Raw genomic sequence first — 14,450 nt, 5'->3', positions numbered from 1 at the left:
CTGAAGACCCGCCCCTTGAAAAGGGTCGCTCGTGCGACTACTTGACCGCGCCCGCCATCACCCCGGACACGAACTGCCGCTGGAACGCGAAGAACACGGCCAGCGGGATCACCATGGAGATGAACGCGCCCGGCGCCAGCACGTCGATGTTGTTGCCGAACTGCCGTACCTGCGTCTGCAGCGCCACCGTGATCGGCTGGGTGCCCGACTTGGTGAACACCAGCGCGACCAGCATGTCGTTCCACACCCACAGGAACTGGAAGATGCCGAGGCTCGCGATCGCGGGGCCGCCCAGCGGCATCACCACCCGCGCGAACAGCCTCAGTTCACCGGCGCCGTCCAGCCGGGCCGCCTCCAGCAGCTCGCGCGGGATCTCCGCGAAGAAGTTCCGCAGCAGGAACACCGCGAACGGCAGACCGAAGCCGGTGTGGAACAGGACCACCCCGAGGATCGACCCGAACAGGCCGATCCTCCCGAACAGTTCGGCGATCGGGATCAGCGCCACCTGCACCGGCACCACCAGCAGACTCACCACGCCCAGGAACCACCAGTCCCGGCCGGGGAACTCCATCCACGCGAACGCGTAGCCCGCGAGCGCGCCGATCACGACGACCAGCAGGGTCGCCGGGACCGTGATCAGCACGGTGTTCAGCAGAGAGCTGGTGATGTCGCCGTTCTCCAGCAGCTTCCGGTAGCTCTCGAAGGTGAGCTGGGACGGCTTGGAGAACACCGTCCACCAGCCGCTCGCGCTCATGTCCTCGGGCGCCCGCAGCGAGGAGATGAGCAGCCCGATCGTCGGCACCAGCCAGAACAGGCCCACGACGATCAGGAACACGCGGACCAGACCACCATTGATCTTCTCCAGCAGCCAGGTCATCGCCGCACCTCCCGCCTCAGCCGACGGATGTTGAACGCCATCACCGGGATCACCAGCACGAGCAGCAGCACCGCGATCGCGCTCGCCACGCCCGGCTGGTCCTCCGCGAAGCCCTTGCGGTACAGCTCCAGGGCGAGCACGTTCGCGTCGTCCTGGGAGGAGCCCGGCGCGATGATGTAGACGAGGTCGAACACCTTCAGCACATTGATCATCAGCGTCACGGTGACCACCGCGAGGACCGGTGCGAGCAGCGGCACGGTGACCTTGCGGAACACCTGCCACTCGGTGGCACCGTCCACCCGCGCCGCCTCCAGCAGCTCCCGGGGCACGCCCGCGAGCCCGGCCGCGATCAGCACCATCGCGAAGCCCGCCCACATCCACACGTACGCCCCGACGACCGCCGGGGTGACCAGCGCCGGGCCGAGCCACTCGACACCGTTGTACGGCTCCCGGAAGTTGCTCGCGGGCAGCCGCAGCCGCGCGCCGTCGGCGGAGGCCGGCAGCGTGAAGGTGCCGTCGCCGGCCGCCTTCGTGGAGGCGACGACCTTGCCGTCCTTCACCGCCTCGATCCGCATCCCGGCGTACCCCAGCTCGGACGGGTCGGGTGCGCCGAGCCGTCCCACGCCCTTGCCGCGCGTGAAGTCCTGCCACGTGGTGCCGGTGATCCTCCCCGGCTCCGGCCTGGCGGCGACGGCCTTCTTCGCGCCGTCCGGCATCCGGTCCGGGGCGACGCCGACGAGGGGCAGGGTCACCGTCTGCCCGGCATGGACGGTTGTCCTGGTGAGGAAACCGCCCCCCTGTGCCACGAGCGGTGACTCGCGGCCCGGGTGCGCCTTCGGGAACGCCGACGACTGGGCGAAGGTGTCGTGGACCCCCACCCACACCGCGTTCGCGACCCCCTTGTGCGGATCCTGGTCGTACACCAGCCGGAAGATGATCCCCGCCGCCAGCATCGAGATCGCCATCGGCATGAAGACGACCAGCTTGAACGCCGTCCCCCAGCGCACCCGTTCCGTCAGCACCGCGAAGACCAGACCGAGCGCGGTGGAGACCGTGGGCGCGAACACCACCCAGATCACGTTGTTCTTCAGGGCGGTGCGGATGCCGTCGTCGGTGAAGAGGGTCTTGTAGTTGTCGACGCCGGAGAAACCGTCGCCATGGGCGTTGTAGAAGCTGCGGACGAGCGAGTACCCGATCGGGTAGACCACGAGCGCGCCGAGCAGCACCAGGGCGGGCAGCAGGAACAGGGCTGCCACCGTCCTGCGGGTGCCGGTCACGCTCCTACGGCTGCGGGGCGCGGCGGGACCCGGTGAGGCCCCGGCCGCCGTTGCCGCCGACGCCATCGCCGGCTCAGCTCCCGCTTCCGTACGCGGCCGCCGCGTCCTTCTCCAGCTTCGCCTGGGTGCCCGCCACGTCCGCCGGGTTCTTCAGGAAGTCCTGCAAGTCCTTCCACTCACCCTTGCCCGGGGTGCCGCCGAAGGCCTGCGGGGCCTGGTCGGACATGTCGAAGCGGAAGTCGTCGCCGGACGCGATCAGCGCCTTGGCGATCTTCTGCTGCACCGCGTTCGGATACGCCGAGATCTGCACGTTCTTGTTCGGCGAGAGATAGCCGCCGAGCTTCGCCTGGATGGTCGCCGCGTCCGGGGAGGCGAGGAAGGTGACCAGGGCCTGGGCCGCCCTGGAGTCCTTGAGGATCACCGCCGCGTCGCCGCCGGAGACCACCGGCGCGGTCGAGCCGACGGCAGGGAACGGGAACACCTTCGCGTCCGTGCCCACCTTCGCCTTGGTCTCACCGATGTTGACCTGCACGAAGTCACCCTCGTAGACCATCGCGGACTTCGGCTGGTCGCCGCCGGTGAAGGTCTGGGTGACCGACGCCGGGAACTCCGTCTGCAGCGCGCCGCCCTGGCCGCCCGCGAGGTAGTCCTTCTTGCCCCAGATCTGCGCCAGCGTCGTCAGCGCCTGCTTGACCGAGGGATCCGTCCACTTGATCTTGTGCTGGGCGAGCTGGTCGTACTTCTCCGGGCCCGCCTGGGACAGATAGACGTTCTCGAACCAGTCCGTCAGCGGCCAGCCGTCCGCGCCGGCCACCGAGAACGGCGTCACCCCGGAGTCGTACACCGCCCGCGCCGTGCCCAGCAGGTCCTTCCAGGTCTTCGGCTCCTTGGCGTTCGCGTTCTCGAAGACCTTGGCGTTGTACCAGATCAGCGACTTGTTGGCGGCCTTGTAGTACACGCCGTACTGCTTGCCGCCGACCTTGCCGATGTCCTGCCAGCCCTGCGAGTAGTTCTTCTGCAGCTCCTTCACGGCCTCCGGCCCGAGCGGCTTGGCCCAGCCCCGCTGCACGGCCTGCTTGATGGCGCCGGGCTGCGGCAGCAGCGCCACGTCCGGCGGCTGGCCGCCCGCGATCTTGGAACCGAGGAAGTTGATGATCGGGTCCTGCGCGGGCACGAAGGTGACCTTCGCGCCGGTGCGCCTCTCGAACTCGGCCAGTACCTGCTTGAAGTTCTTCTGCTCCTGACCGGTCCAGACGGCGGCGATCTCCAGGTTCGCGCCGTTCAGCTTCGGCAGGGTGACGGTGGAGCCGGTGGCCCCGCCGGTCTGCTCCCCGCTGCCCTTCCTGTCGTTGTCACTGCTGGAGCAGGCACTCAGCGCGAGGGCTCCGGCCAGCAGCGCGGCGAGTGCGGTGACGGTCCTGTGGGTCCGGATGGTGCTGCTCTTGCTGCGCATCACTTCCCCGTTCGTCGTTCTTCGTTGAACGTCAGAACTCTGTCCGTGCGCTCCGGTGTACGCCGCGCCGCACAAGGGCGGCAAGAGCGCCTGCGCCGTCCGGCGGCTCATCGTGACCGGCTCGTGATCGGGGAGGCATGCGCATACGGTTCGGGCTGGTTCCGCTCAGAGCAGGCTCAGAGCAGTGAGGGCACCTGAGCCGCGGACACCTCGCGCGCCGCCCGCTGCACCGCGCTCGCCAGCAGGGCCAGGTCGGTGGGGCCGTTGCCCAGCTCCCGCACGGGCCGGCGGGCCGGCGGGTCGCCCATGCGCTGCCAGTCCAGCGGGACGACCGTGGGCCGCTGGGTCGCGGTACGCGGGATACGGCCCGTCACCCGGCCGCCCTGGAAACCGACGACCCGCCCGTCCGCGTACGCCAACCGTCCACGCCCCGGCGCCGGTTCGTCCGGCCCCTGGTTCACGGTCTCCAGCACGACCCGCAAGGCGGCCCGCCGCGCGGGTTCGGTCTCCGCCGTACGACCGCCCGTCCCGGCCGCCGCCACCAGATGCACCCCCAGCCGTTCGCCCTCCCGGGCCACCGCCTCCAGCGCTCGCAGCACCGACCCGGCGGCGGGCCGGCCCGGCGAGCCGAGCGGGGGCGAGACCAGCGCGTCCAGGTCGTCGACGACGACCACGAGCCGCGGCAGCGGCGGTGCGGCCTCGGCCTGCTGCCGCGCGGCCGCACCCGGGCGCAGCCGCAGGGTGGAGCTGGGCGGCGCCTCTATGCCACCGTTCGGGGCCGTGCGCTGCGCCACCATCCGGCCCGACACCGCACGCCCCGTGTGCCACTGCGTGAAGTCCGTCCGGCCCAGCAGCTCCGCCCGCCGCTTCAGCTCCGAGGTCAGCGACTGGGCGAACTCCCGCATCCGCACGGGGTCGTTGGCGATGAGATGCGTGGTGACGTGCGGTATGTCGGTGCACACCCGCAGCCCCTCACCTCGCCCCGCGCCCGCTCCCACCCCGTCCCGCCCGTCGATCAGCACCACGCCCAGCCGGTCCGGCCGCTCGGCGGCGGCCAGCGAGGCCACCACGGCCCGCAGCAACTCCGTACGACCACTGCCGGCCGGTCCCTCGATCAGCAGATGCGGCCCCTCGGCGACGAGATCGGCGGTGACCGGCCCGCGCGGCCCGGCACCCAGCACGGCGCGCGCCCGTCCGCCCGGCGCCTGGGTGTCGTCCGCCGCGTCCGCCCAGCGCGCCATCAGCGACGCCGGGGTGGCGCGGGCCAGCCCCAGCTCGTCCAGCAGCCGCGCCGACTGCGGCAACGGAGTCGCCACGCGGGTGTCCCGCTCGCCGGCCGGGCCGTCCGGACGCAGCGGCGCCAGTGCCCGCGCGAACCGCTCCGCCCAGGCGGGGGAGACGGCGTCGACGACGGCCGGCGAGCCCGGTCCGACGGGCCCGCTCGGCGCCACCCGCATCAGCTGCAGCGCCGTGGCGACATCGCCGCTGAGCAGTGCCACGGCACCGCAGTGCCGGAACGTCGGCGTCACCGCGCACGCGGCCTCGTACGTCAGTGTCACGGGGGAGGCGGGCGAGGCGGGCTCGGTCTCCGCCAGACACACCACATGGATCCCGGCCCGCGGCCCGGCCACGGCCAGCCGCGCCACGGTCTCCCGCAGCGCGGCCCCTCCCGGGTCTCCGTCCACGACGAGGACGGTGTACGGCCCGGGGAACCCGCTCACTCGGCCGACTTCGCCGTCCTCCCTGGCCCAGGAGGGGCGACGGGCGGGGGAGCCGTCGGCGGGCTGCGGGGTGGCGGCGGTGGCGGCTCCGGTGGGGTGCGCGGAAGTGTGGGAGGCGGTGGTGGAGCTGCGGCCGGGGGTGGAGCCGGCCCGCTGTCCGGGGTGTCCCGGGGCCTGCGACAGGGCGGCCGGGGAAGTGGACGGGGGCGCGGGGTGGCCGGGGTGCTCGGGGGTGCTCCCCTGGGCGGCGGTGCCGGGGCGGCCGTACAGAGGCCCCGGGGCGGGGACTCCGGGGTGGTCGGGGCCCGCTTCGGGGAGGGGCCCGCCGAAGGGGCCGGCCGTGGCGCCGGGGCCGCCGGACGGGAGCCCCTTACCGGGGGCGGCCGGCGTACCGGGGTGCGCGGTGGCACTGTCCGGGTGCCCGGAGACGGGCCGGTCGGGGTGGCTGCCCTGGGCCGGCGCGCTGCCGGGGGCGCCCGGGGTTGCGGCACCGGTACCGGCTCCGTACGTGGCCGCACCCGACGGGTTGGTGTGTGCGGCGGTGTCGGAGGTGTTGCGGGGGCCGGGGGTCGAGGCCTGGGTGCCGGTGCCGGGTGTGTGGGTGGTGGGGGCGGTGGCAGCTGGGCGGGGGCCGGGCGTGGCCGGGTCGGACGGGGCGTGGTGTATGGCGGTGCCGGAGGTGTTGCGGGGGTCGGTGGTCGCGGCCTGCGTGCCGGTGCCGGTGCCGGGTGCGGTGGCGGCCGGGCCCAAGCCGGGTGTGGCCGGGGCGGCGGGGTCGTCGGGGGTGAGGGCGCCCGGCACCGTGCCCGCTGGGGTGCCGGGGGCCGGGACACGGGGCGGGGCGGGGTGGGCCGCGCTTCTGCCGGTCACCGCATGGTCCTCCACCCGGCGCAGCAGCTCCTCCGCGCGCGCCGCCGCCTGTTCGCGGTCGTAGGCGAGCAGCAGCCGGCAGTCCTGGCCGTGGCCCGGCCGGACGTGCGGGAGCCAGCCGAGCCAGGACCACTCGGCCGTGCGTTCCTCCACGGGACGGGCGCGGTCGGCGCTGATCAGCACGATCTCCAGCAGGTCGGGAGAGTGCAGCGCGGCCAGCTGCGCCAGCACCGAGCGGGCCAGCCCGGACAGCCGGGGGCGCGGACCGGCCAGACCCAGGGCGCCCGCCTCGCGCAGCGCCGCCGTCACGGGCACCGCGGGCAGCAGCCCGGAGCCGTCCGGCGCGCTGCGGTCGGCCGTGCCGAGCCGCACGGTCAGCGCCTCCGCGTGGTCCGGCCCCCGCTCCCACAGCCGGGGCCCGGGACCGAGCGCCGTCAGCAGCAGCGCGGCGGGGTCCGGCCAGGTCTCCGGCTGCTGCGGTGCCGGGTCCGCCGGGACGGCGTCCGCACGGGAGGCGGTGCCGTCGTACGTCCCGGGTCCCACGGGCTGCTCCCCGCGCCCGCCGGTCAGCTTGCGCGCCCAGGCGCCGAGCCCGCGCCGCCGCGCGCCCGGGGAGATGCCGCTGCCCCTGGCAGGGGTGCTTCCACGACCCTGCGCCCGCGGATCCCGGACGGGTTCCGGCTCACGGCCGGCGGGCCCGTATTCGGCCGCACCCGTGTACGGCTCACCGGCCACCGGGCTCGGTCCGCCAACCCCGAAGCGCCCGGCGTGCGTGTCCCCGCCGCTCCGCCTCTCGATCCGCGGCGCCCCGCCCTGCCCCGGCACCACCCCCGGTTCCCGCCACCGGTGCTCCGGCCCCTCGCCCCCCGAGGCCCCCCACCCCACAGCGCCATAACCGTGCTGTCCGGAGCCGACCGGCCCCCCGGACACCCCTCCGGCACCTGGGAACGCCTCACCGGCCCCCTCCGCAGCCGCCGACGGCGCTGGCCCTCCGCCGGGGCCACCCGCACCCGGAGGCGAAACCCGCCCGGGTAGTGCTGGTGGGAACCCGGATCCGGAGCCGGACCCCGACGCACCCGCACCCGCACCCGGCACCTCGTCCCGAACGACCCGGACGCACCCTTCCCCGTCCGGTACGACCCGCAGCCCGGTCCCCTCGGACGGAGCAACCCGCAGCGCCGACTCCCCGATCCGCAACAGGCCCCCGGCCGGGAACCGCACCGGATGCGAGTCCACCCGCACCCCGTCCAGCGCCGTACCGTTCGTGGAGCCGAGGTCGGCGACCGCGACGCGTCCGTCCGCGCCGACGGTGACCGCGCAGTGCAGCCGGGACACGTCGGGGTCGTCCAGCGGTACGTCCGCGTCGGCCGAGCGGCCCACGGTGATCCGGCCGCCGTGCAGCAGATGGACCCCGCCCGCGTCGGGGCCCGCGACGACATGCAGCTGGGTCGGCGCGTCGGCCGGTTCGGGATGCGGCTCGGCGACCGCCGGGGCGCCCAGGGACAGCACGGCGCCGTCGACCAGCGGGGGCTCGCCGAGGGTGCAGCGGCGCGGGTCGAGCCGTTCCGTACCGGCGTACAGCACGACAGTCGCGTTGGAGGCGTCGCGGCCCTCCCCGGTGACCGCCCCGGCCAGCGCCGAGGCGACCGCGGACAGGTCCGTGCCCGTGGGCGCCGTGACCAGCACGTCGCGGCTCGCGGCGCGGCCCCGCTGCGGGGACGCGCCCAGCGGGTCTACGACGGTCAGCCGGATCTGCATCCCCACCCCACACGAGCACGTCGGCCAGTACTGGAAGGCATCCTCGCACCTGCCACTGACAGCTCGCCGGGCACCCGGTAACAAGTGATCTTGATTGGTCGCCTCTGCCCCCAAAAGTGCCTGACCATGAGGGTGCGGGCGATCACTTGAGATCGGTCACGTCTGTTTCCGGCAACCAGTGGACCGGGACGTGCGTCTTTCCGTCGAGCACCTGGCGCCCTCCAGGGCGGCACTACAGTGGGTCGGACAACCGGAATGACAACCGGAATGCAGGCAAGCAAGCATCAGCAAGCAGCAGGGAGCGCGTGACGTGCGGCCAGTCGGCAGCAAGTACCTGCTTGAGGAGCCGCTCGGGCGCGGCGCCACAGGCACCGTCTGGCGTGCCCGCCAGCGCGAGACCGCGGGCGCCGAGGCGGCCGTACCCGGGCAGCCCGGCGAGACGGTCGCGATCAAGGTCCTCAAGGAGGAGCTGGCGAGCGATCCGGACATCGTGATGCGCTTCCTGCGCGAGCGCTCCGTCCTGCTCCGCCTCACCCACCCGAACATCGTCCGGGTCCGCGACCTGGTCGTCGAGGGCGATCTGCTGGCGCTGGTCATGGACCTCGTCGACGGCCCCGACCTGCACCGCTACCTGCGCGAGAACGGCGCCCTCACCCCGGTCGCCGCCGCGCTGATGACCGCGCAGATCGCCGACGCGCTCGCCGCGAGCCACGCCGACGGCGTCGTCCACCGTGACCTGAAGCCCGCCAACGTCCTGCTAGAGCAGCACGAGGGCCGGATGCACCCGATGCTGACCGACTTCGGCATCGCCCGCCTCGCCGACTCCCCGGGCCTGACCCGCACCCAGGAGTTCGTCGGCACGCCCGCGTACGTGGCACCGGAGTCCGCCGAGGGCCGCCCGCAGACCTCCGCCGTGGACATCTACGGCGCCGGCATCCTGCTGTACGAGCTGGTGACCGGACGCCCGCCGTTCGCCGGCAGCACCGCCCTGGAGGTCCTGCACCAGCACCTGAGCGCCGAGCCGCGCCGCCCCTCCACCGTCCCGGACCCGCTGTGGACGGTCATAGAGCGCTGCCTGCGCAAGAACCCGGAGGAACGGCCGAGTGCCGAGAACCTCGCGCGGGGCCTCAGGGTCGTCGCCGAGGGCATCGGTGTGCACGCCAACGCCGCGCAGATCGCCGCGGCCGAGGGTGTCGGCGCGCTGCTCGCGCCGGACCCGGAACCGGCCGCCGTCCCGGGTGTGCCCGGCGCCGCCGACCCCACCCAGGTACTGCCGAACACCGGCCCGCAGGGGGCGTACGACCCGAACGCCGCGACCAGTTTCCTGCCGCACACCGGCGGCCCCGCCGGCGCGGCCGACCCCACCGCCGTCCTGCCGAACACGGGCGCGGCGGACCCGACGGCGGTGCTGCCGAACGCGGGACCGCAGGGGCAGCAGCCCGAGCAGCCGCACCCCTGGCAGAGTCAGCTGCGCGCCGCCCGCGACCGCAACGAGCAGACGCAGATCCAGTACCTGTCCCCGGAGGACGATCCGCTGCGCCACCGGCCCCAGCGGCAGGTCGCCCGGCCCCAGCAGCAGCCGCGCCCGGCCCCGCAGGGCCGCCCGCAGCAGCCGCAGCAGCGCGGCGGGCAGCAGCGGTACCAGCAGGGGTACGGCTATGCGCCCCAGCAGCCGCAACAGGCCCACCAGCCTCAGCAGTACGCCCCGCCGCAGCAGCCGCAGCGGTACGCGCCGCCGGAGCCGCAGCGGCCCGCGCGCGAGCCCCGCGCGCCGCGGCAGCGCAGTGCCAACCCCATGAAGATCCCGGGACTCGGCTGTCTGAAGGGCTGTCTGTTCACGATCGTCATCCTGGTCGTGGCGAGCTGGCTGATCTACGAGCTGACCCCGCTGCACACCTGGGTCGGCCAGGGCAGGAGCTATTGGCACGAGCTGACCCACTGGATCGGCCAGGCCGGCCGCTGGGTCAAGGACCTGGGCGGTTCGTCCGGCAGCGCCAACTGATCACAGGCTTGTGGATTTGTCGACATCTGACGGGTGATTTCCGTCTCCGCGGTGAAGGTTGGCTCATCGGACGCGTAGTTTTAGCGACAACACGCGTCTGTAGGAGCAGTCTTGGCACGGAAGATCGGCAGCCGGTACACCGCGAACCAGATCCTGGGGCGGGGCAGCGCCGGCACGGTGTGGCTGGGCGAGGGTCCGGAGGGGCCCGTCGCCGTCAAGCTGCTGCGTGAGGACCTCGCCTCCGACCAGGAGCTCGTCGGACGCTTCGTCCACGAGCGCACCGCGCTGCTCGGTCTGGAGCACCCGCACATCGTCACCGTGCGGGACCTGGTGGTCGACGGCAACGACCTGGCCCTGGTCATGGACCTCGTGCGCGGCACCGACCTGCGCACCCGCCTGGAGCGCGAGCGGCGGCTGGCCCCCGAGGCGGCCGTGGCGATCGTCGCCGACATCGCCGACGCGCTGGCGGCGGCCCACGCGGCCGGGATCGTGCACCGGGACGTGAAGCCCGAGAACGTCCTGCTGGACATGCAGGGCCCGCTCGGCCCCGGCGGCGCCCACCCGGCGCTGCTCACCGACTTCGGCGTCGCCAAGCTGATCGACTCGCCGAAGCGGACCCGGACCACGAAGATCATCGGTACGCCGGACTACCTGGCCCCGGAGATCGTCGAGGGTCTGCCGCCGCGCGCGGCAGTGGACATCTACGCCCTCGCGACCGTCCTGTACGAGCTGCTGGCCGGGTTCACCCCCTTCGGCGGCGGCCACCCCGGCGCGGTGCTGCGGCGCCACGTCACCGAGACCGTCGTACCGCTGCCCGGAATTCCAGAAGAGCTGTGGCAGCTGATCGTGCAGTGCCTGGCCAAGGCGCCCGCGTCCCGGCTGCGCGCCTCGGAGCTGGCGGCGCGGCTGCGTGAGCAGCTGCCGACGCTGGCGGGGATGCCACCGCTGGACGTGGACGAGCCGGACCTCTCCGAGGAGGCCGCCGAGGAGCCCCTGCCGTCGGCTCCGCCGGGTGAGCCGGTACGGCGTCGGGGGGCCGTGTCCCTCGTCCCCGGGGCCAAACCGGACTCCAACCGGGACACGCACACGTCGATGCGGGTGCCGGCGCCGGACGAGCTGGCGGGGGGCGCGCACGGTACGGCCCGCGCTCCTCGGGCGGCCGGTACGCCCAGGCCCGGCTCGGCCCGCCACCGCGCGGCGGTACGGCGGCGCAGGGTGACGCTGGGAGTGGCCGGGGTGGTCCTGGCGGCCGTGGTGGGCGTCGGCGCGTGGTGGGCGTCGGCCGACGGCAGCTCCGAGAAGCCCTCCGACACCCACAGCACGTCGACCCCCTGACCCACCCAGGGGGCTCCGCCCCCTGGCCCCCCTTTCCCACCCACCCACCCGTCTCGGTCGGCTGAGCGTCCCCCAGCCCAGCTGCCCCTCGGCCGATCAAGAAACGCCCCCGGGCCGCCCCACAGCCCCACCCCGCCCCGTTCTGCCCCCCCAGCCCAGCCCAGCCCGGCCGAGGCGGGTGGGTGGTTGGGAAGCGGGGGGCTGGGGGCGGAGACCCCAGAGCGGTGGGGGGCGGTGCCGGGCATGCCGTCGGCTGGGACACACTCGACCCTCGCCGCTCGGCGGAGCCGTTACGCTGGAACCGTGGCAGTCGTCGATGTATCCGAAGAGCTGAAGTCCCTCTCCTCGACCATGGAGTCGATCGAGGCCGTCCTGGACCTCGACAGGATGAGGGCAGACATCGCCGTGCTCGAGGAGCAGGCGGCCGCGCCGTCCCTCTGGGACAACCCGGACGAGGCGCAGAAGATCACCAGCAAGCTCTCCCACCTCCAGGCCGAGGTCAGGAAGGCGGAGGCGCTGCGCGGCCGGATCGACGATCTCGCCGTCCTCTTCGAGATGGCCGAGGAGGAGGACGACCCGGACACCCGCGCCGAGGCCGAGTCCGAGCTGGCCGCGGTGAGGAAGTCGCTGGACGAGATGGAGGTCCGCACCCTCTTGTCCGGCGAGTACGACGCCCGTGAGGCGCTCGTCAACATCCGCGCCGAGGCCGGTGGCGTCGACGCCGCCGACTTCGCCGAGAAGCTGCAGCGCATGTACCTGCGCTGGGCCGAGCAGCGCGGCTACAAGACCGAGCTCATCGAGACGTCGTACGCCGAAGAGGCCGGCATCAAGTCGACCACCTTCTCCGTGCAGGCGCCGTACGCCTACGGCACCCTCTCCGTCGAGCAGGGCACGCACCGCCTCGTGCGGATCTCGCCCTTCGACAACCAGGGCCGCCGCCAGACCTCCTTCGCGGGCGTCGAGGTGCTGCCCGTCGTCGAGCAGTCCGACCACGTCGAGATCGACGAGAGCGATCTCCGGATCGACGTGTACCGCTCCTCCGGGCCCGGTGGTCAGGGCGTGAACACCACCGACTCGGCGGTGCGCATCACCCACCTCCCCACCGGCATCGTCGTCTCCTGTCAGAACGAGCGCTCGCAGATCCAGAACAAGGCCACGGCGATGAACGTCCTCCAGGCCAAGCTGCTGGAGCGCCGCCGGCAGGAGGAGCAGGCCAAGATGGACGCCCTCAAGGGCGACGGCGGCAACTCCTGGGGCAACCAGATGCGTTCCTATGTGTTGCACCCGTACCAGATGGTCAAGGACCTGCGGACCGAGTTCGAGGTCGGCAACCCCGAGGCCGTGTTCAACGGCGAGATCGACGGCTTCCTGGAGGCCGGTATTCGCTGGCGCAAGCAGCAAGAGAAGTAACTTTGTCGACAAGACAACCGGCCTGACAACTGCCGCCCCAGAGGCGGCAGTTGTCTTTTGTCTGGGTTTTACATCACACTCACAGGTTTCAACTCGCCCCAAACGCCACCCCAACGGACATTGCGCCCGCAACGCCCTTGACGTTGCTTTGAAAAATCGGAAGGGTGAGGCGCGGCATGCGTACATCTGGGGCGCATGTGAACCGGGGGATCAAGACGCGTACTTCGTCGCCAGCTGCCTCCGTCGATCACGGCACGCCCCACGCGCGGCCTCATTGACGAACAGCTACTGGGGGTAGCAACCATATGACGAAGAAGACGCGGATCCGGGTCGCGCGGATAGCCGCGGGCGCCGTGATCGCGGCCGGTGCGTCACTGACCGCAGCCGGTGCGGCTTCCGCCCTGGACCTCGATGTCCAGGCGGGCCCGATCAGCCTGGGCGCGCACACGAACGTGGGGGGTGACGACGGCGGCACCGACGGTGGCACCACCGACGGCGGCTGCCCGATCGCCGTCTGCACCACGGACGGTGGCACGACCGACGGCGGCACCACGGACGGTGGCACGACCGACGGTGGCACCACGGACGGTGGCACGACCGACGGTGGCACCACGGACGGTGGCACCACTGACGGTGGCACCACTGACGGTGGCACCACGGACGGTGGTACGACCGACGGCGGCACCGTCACCATCGGTGGCACCACGGACGGTGGTACGACCGACGGCGGCACCACGGACGGCGGCACCGGCAACAACGGCGGTACGACCGACGGCGGCACCGGCAACAACGGCGGTACCGGCAACAACGGCGGTACGACCGACGGTGGCACCGGCAACAACGGCGGCACCGGCAACAACGGCGGTACGACCGACGGCGGTACCGGCAACAACGGTGGCACCGGCAACAACGGTGGCACCGGCAACACGGGCGGTACCGGCACCTCCGGTGGCACGGGTGGCGGCCACGGTACCGGTGGCGGTTCCAGCACCGGCGGCAACCACGACACCCCGCAGGGCGGCAACAACAACGCCTCGCAGGAGGAGGGCTCCTCGGAGCTCACCGACACCGGCTCCGACACCCAGGCCCAGGGCAAGGGCAGCGGCAAGCAGCTCGCCGAAACCGGTGCCGGTCAGACCGCGTTCCTGGTCATCGGCGCCGCGACGATGATCGCCGGCGGCGTCGGCTTCCGCGTCCTGCCGCGTCTGGTGAACGGCCGTGGCGGCGCTGCGGCCTGATCGTGACCCCACGGTCACGGTGCGCACACATCGCGCATGCTGAAGGGCCCGGAGCTCGGCGCTCCGGGCCCTGACGCTGTTCTCAGAGTTTTCTCACGCGTTGTCTCACGCGGTCTGGTGCGCCAGCAGCGCCACCGCGGCGATCAGCACCGCCAGCAGCGCGACCAGCGCCATCGGGTTCACCCCGCCCAGAAAACCCTCTTGCTGCAGTCGCTCGCGGTTGGCACGGCACACCGGGCACCGGCCCTCGCTCACGGGCGCCGCGCAGTTCGCGCACACCAACCGGTCGTACGTCATGCGCTCGCCCTCCTTGCACCGGCCATCGCTCGTACAACGCTCACGGGAACCAGAACGTTCCCCCTCCACTGTGCCAGGTTCGCGGAGTGCATGCGCGGGGCCTTGGGGAGCCGGGCAAGGACAGGACACGGTACAAAAACGTACAAGCCTTACCCAACCTCGTCCTGCGACTGCACTTGCACACCCGGTTCGCGTATGGTCACGCTCATCTA

At 72.8% G+C, this 14,450-nt stretch carries 9 protein-coding genes; 4 read left to right on the top strand and 5 right to left on the bottom strand.

From position 1 onward, the window contains the following. Window positions 1-37 precede the first annotated feature (37 nt). The 4 genes from ACZ41I_RS37895 to ACZ41I_RS37880 all read right to left on the bottom strand — a co-directional run bounded on the left by ACZ41I_RS37895 (window position 38) and on the right by ACZ41I_RS37880 (window position 7,956). The gene (locus ACZ41I_RS37895; protein WP_363213864.1) at window positions 38-877 is read right to left on the bottom strand and encodes a carbohydrate ABC transporter permease; all 840 of its coding nucleotides are present in this window, start codon (window positions 875-877) and stop codon (window positions 38-40) included. Further along, window positions 874-2,154, bottom strand: coding sequence for a carbohydrate ABC transporter permease (locus tag ACZ41I_RS37890; protein WP_363213865.1), 1,281 nt, complete (start codon window positions 2,152-2,154; stop codon window positions 874-876). The genes ACZ41I_RS37895 and ACZ41I_RS37890 overlap by 4 nt, the downstream gene beginning before the upstream one ends. Before the next feature lie 73 nt (window positions 2,155-2,227). Continuing rightward, window positions 2,228-3,607 carry an ABC transporter substrate-binding protein gene (locus ACZ41I_RS37885; protein WP_468516284.1) on the bottom strand — a complete coding sequence of 460 codons (1,380 nt, stop codon included), beginning with the start codon at window positions 3,605-3,607 and terminating at the stop codon, window positions 2,228-2,230. A gap of 176 nt (window positions 3,608-3,783) precedes the next feature. Next, a complete protein-coding gene (locus ACZ41I_RS37880) occupies window positions 3,784-7,956 on the bottom strand; it encodes an FtsK/SpoIIIE domain-containing protein (protein WP_468516283.1) in 4,173 nt (1,390 codons plus the stop codon). A gap of 310 nt (window positions 7,957-8,266) precedes the next feature. Here ACZ41I_RS37880 and ACZ41I_RS37875 point away from each other — a divergent pair, with 310 nt between their 5' ends. The 4 genes from ACZ41I_RS37875 to ACZ41I_RS37860 all read left to right on the top strand — a co-directional run bounded on the left by ACZ41I_RS37875 (window position 8,267) and on the right by ACZ41I_RS37860 (window position 13,941). Then, complete coding sequence (locus ACZ41I_RS37875; RefSeq protein WP_468516282.1) at window positions 8,267-9,958, top strand: serine/threonine-protein kinase; 1,692 nt, start codon at window positions 8,267-8,269, stop codon at window positions 9,956-9,958. Window positions 9,959-10,069: 111 nt separating this feature from the next. Further along, window positions 10,070-11,293, top strand: a complete 1,224-nt coding sequence (locus tag ACZ41I_RS37870) for a serine/threonine-protein kinase (protein ID WP_399768519.1) — start codon at window positions 10,070-10,072, stop codon at window positions 11,291-11,293. A gap of 303 nt (window positions 11,294-11,596) precedes the next feature. Then, window positions 11,597-12,703: a peptide chain release factor 2 gene (gene prfB / locus ACZ41I_RS37865; protein WP_399768521.1), complete on the top strand. Its 1,107-nt coding sequence runs from the start codon at window positions 11,597-11,599 to the stop codon at window positions 12,701-12,703. Window positions 12,704-13,008: 305 nt separating this feature from the next. Then, complete coding sequence (locus tag ACZ41I_RS37860) at window positions 13,009-13,941, top strand: hypothetical protein (RefSeq protein WP_468516281.1); 933 nt, start codon at window positions 13,009-13,011, stop codon at window positions 13,939-13,941. Between the two features lie 105 nt (window positions 13,942-14,046). On the opposite strand, the gene ACZ41I_RS37855 is transcribed toward ACZ41I_RS37860, so the two are convergent. Further along, window positions 14,047-14,238 carry a hypothetical protein gene (locus ACZ41I_RS37855; RefSeq protein WP_363213873.1) on the bottom strand — a complete coding sequence of 64 codons (192 nt, stop codon included), beginning with the start codon at window positions 14,236-14,238 and terminating at the stop codon, window positions 14,047-14,049. Window positions 14,239-14,450: the final 212 nt, after the last annotated feature.

Source organism: Streptomyces sp. NPDC030799, from assembly GCF_055572255.1.
The sequence above is the reverse complement of the archived record's forward strand: the minus strand, read 5'-3'. Positions and strand labels throughout refer to the sequence as shown.

What these genes read in the sequence shown, in the direction of transcription:
- ACZ41I_RS37860 (WP_468516281.1), top strand. Translation starts at nt 13,009, where the DNA reads ATGACGAAGAAGACGCGGATCCGGGTCGCGCGGATAGCCGCGGGCGCC.
- ACZ41I_RS37855 (WP_363213873.1), bottom strand. Translation starts at nt 14,238, where the DNA reads ATGACGTACGACCGGTTGGTGTGCGCGAACTGCGCGGCGCCCGTGAGC.
- ACZ41I_RS37880 (WP_468516283.1), bottom strand. Translation starts at nt 7,956, where the DNA reads ATGCAGATCCGGCTGACCGTCGTAGACCCGCTGGGCGCGTCCCCGCAG.
- ACZ41I_RS37885 (WP_468516284.1), bottom strand. Translation starts at nt 3,607, where the DNA reads ATGCGCAGCAAGAGCAGCACCATCCGGACCCACAGGACCGTCACCGCA.
- ACZ41I_RS37895 (WP_363213864.1), bottom strand. Translation starts at nt 877, where the DNA reads ATGACCTGGCTGCTGGAGAAGATCAATGGTGGTCTGGTCCGCGTGTTC.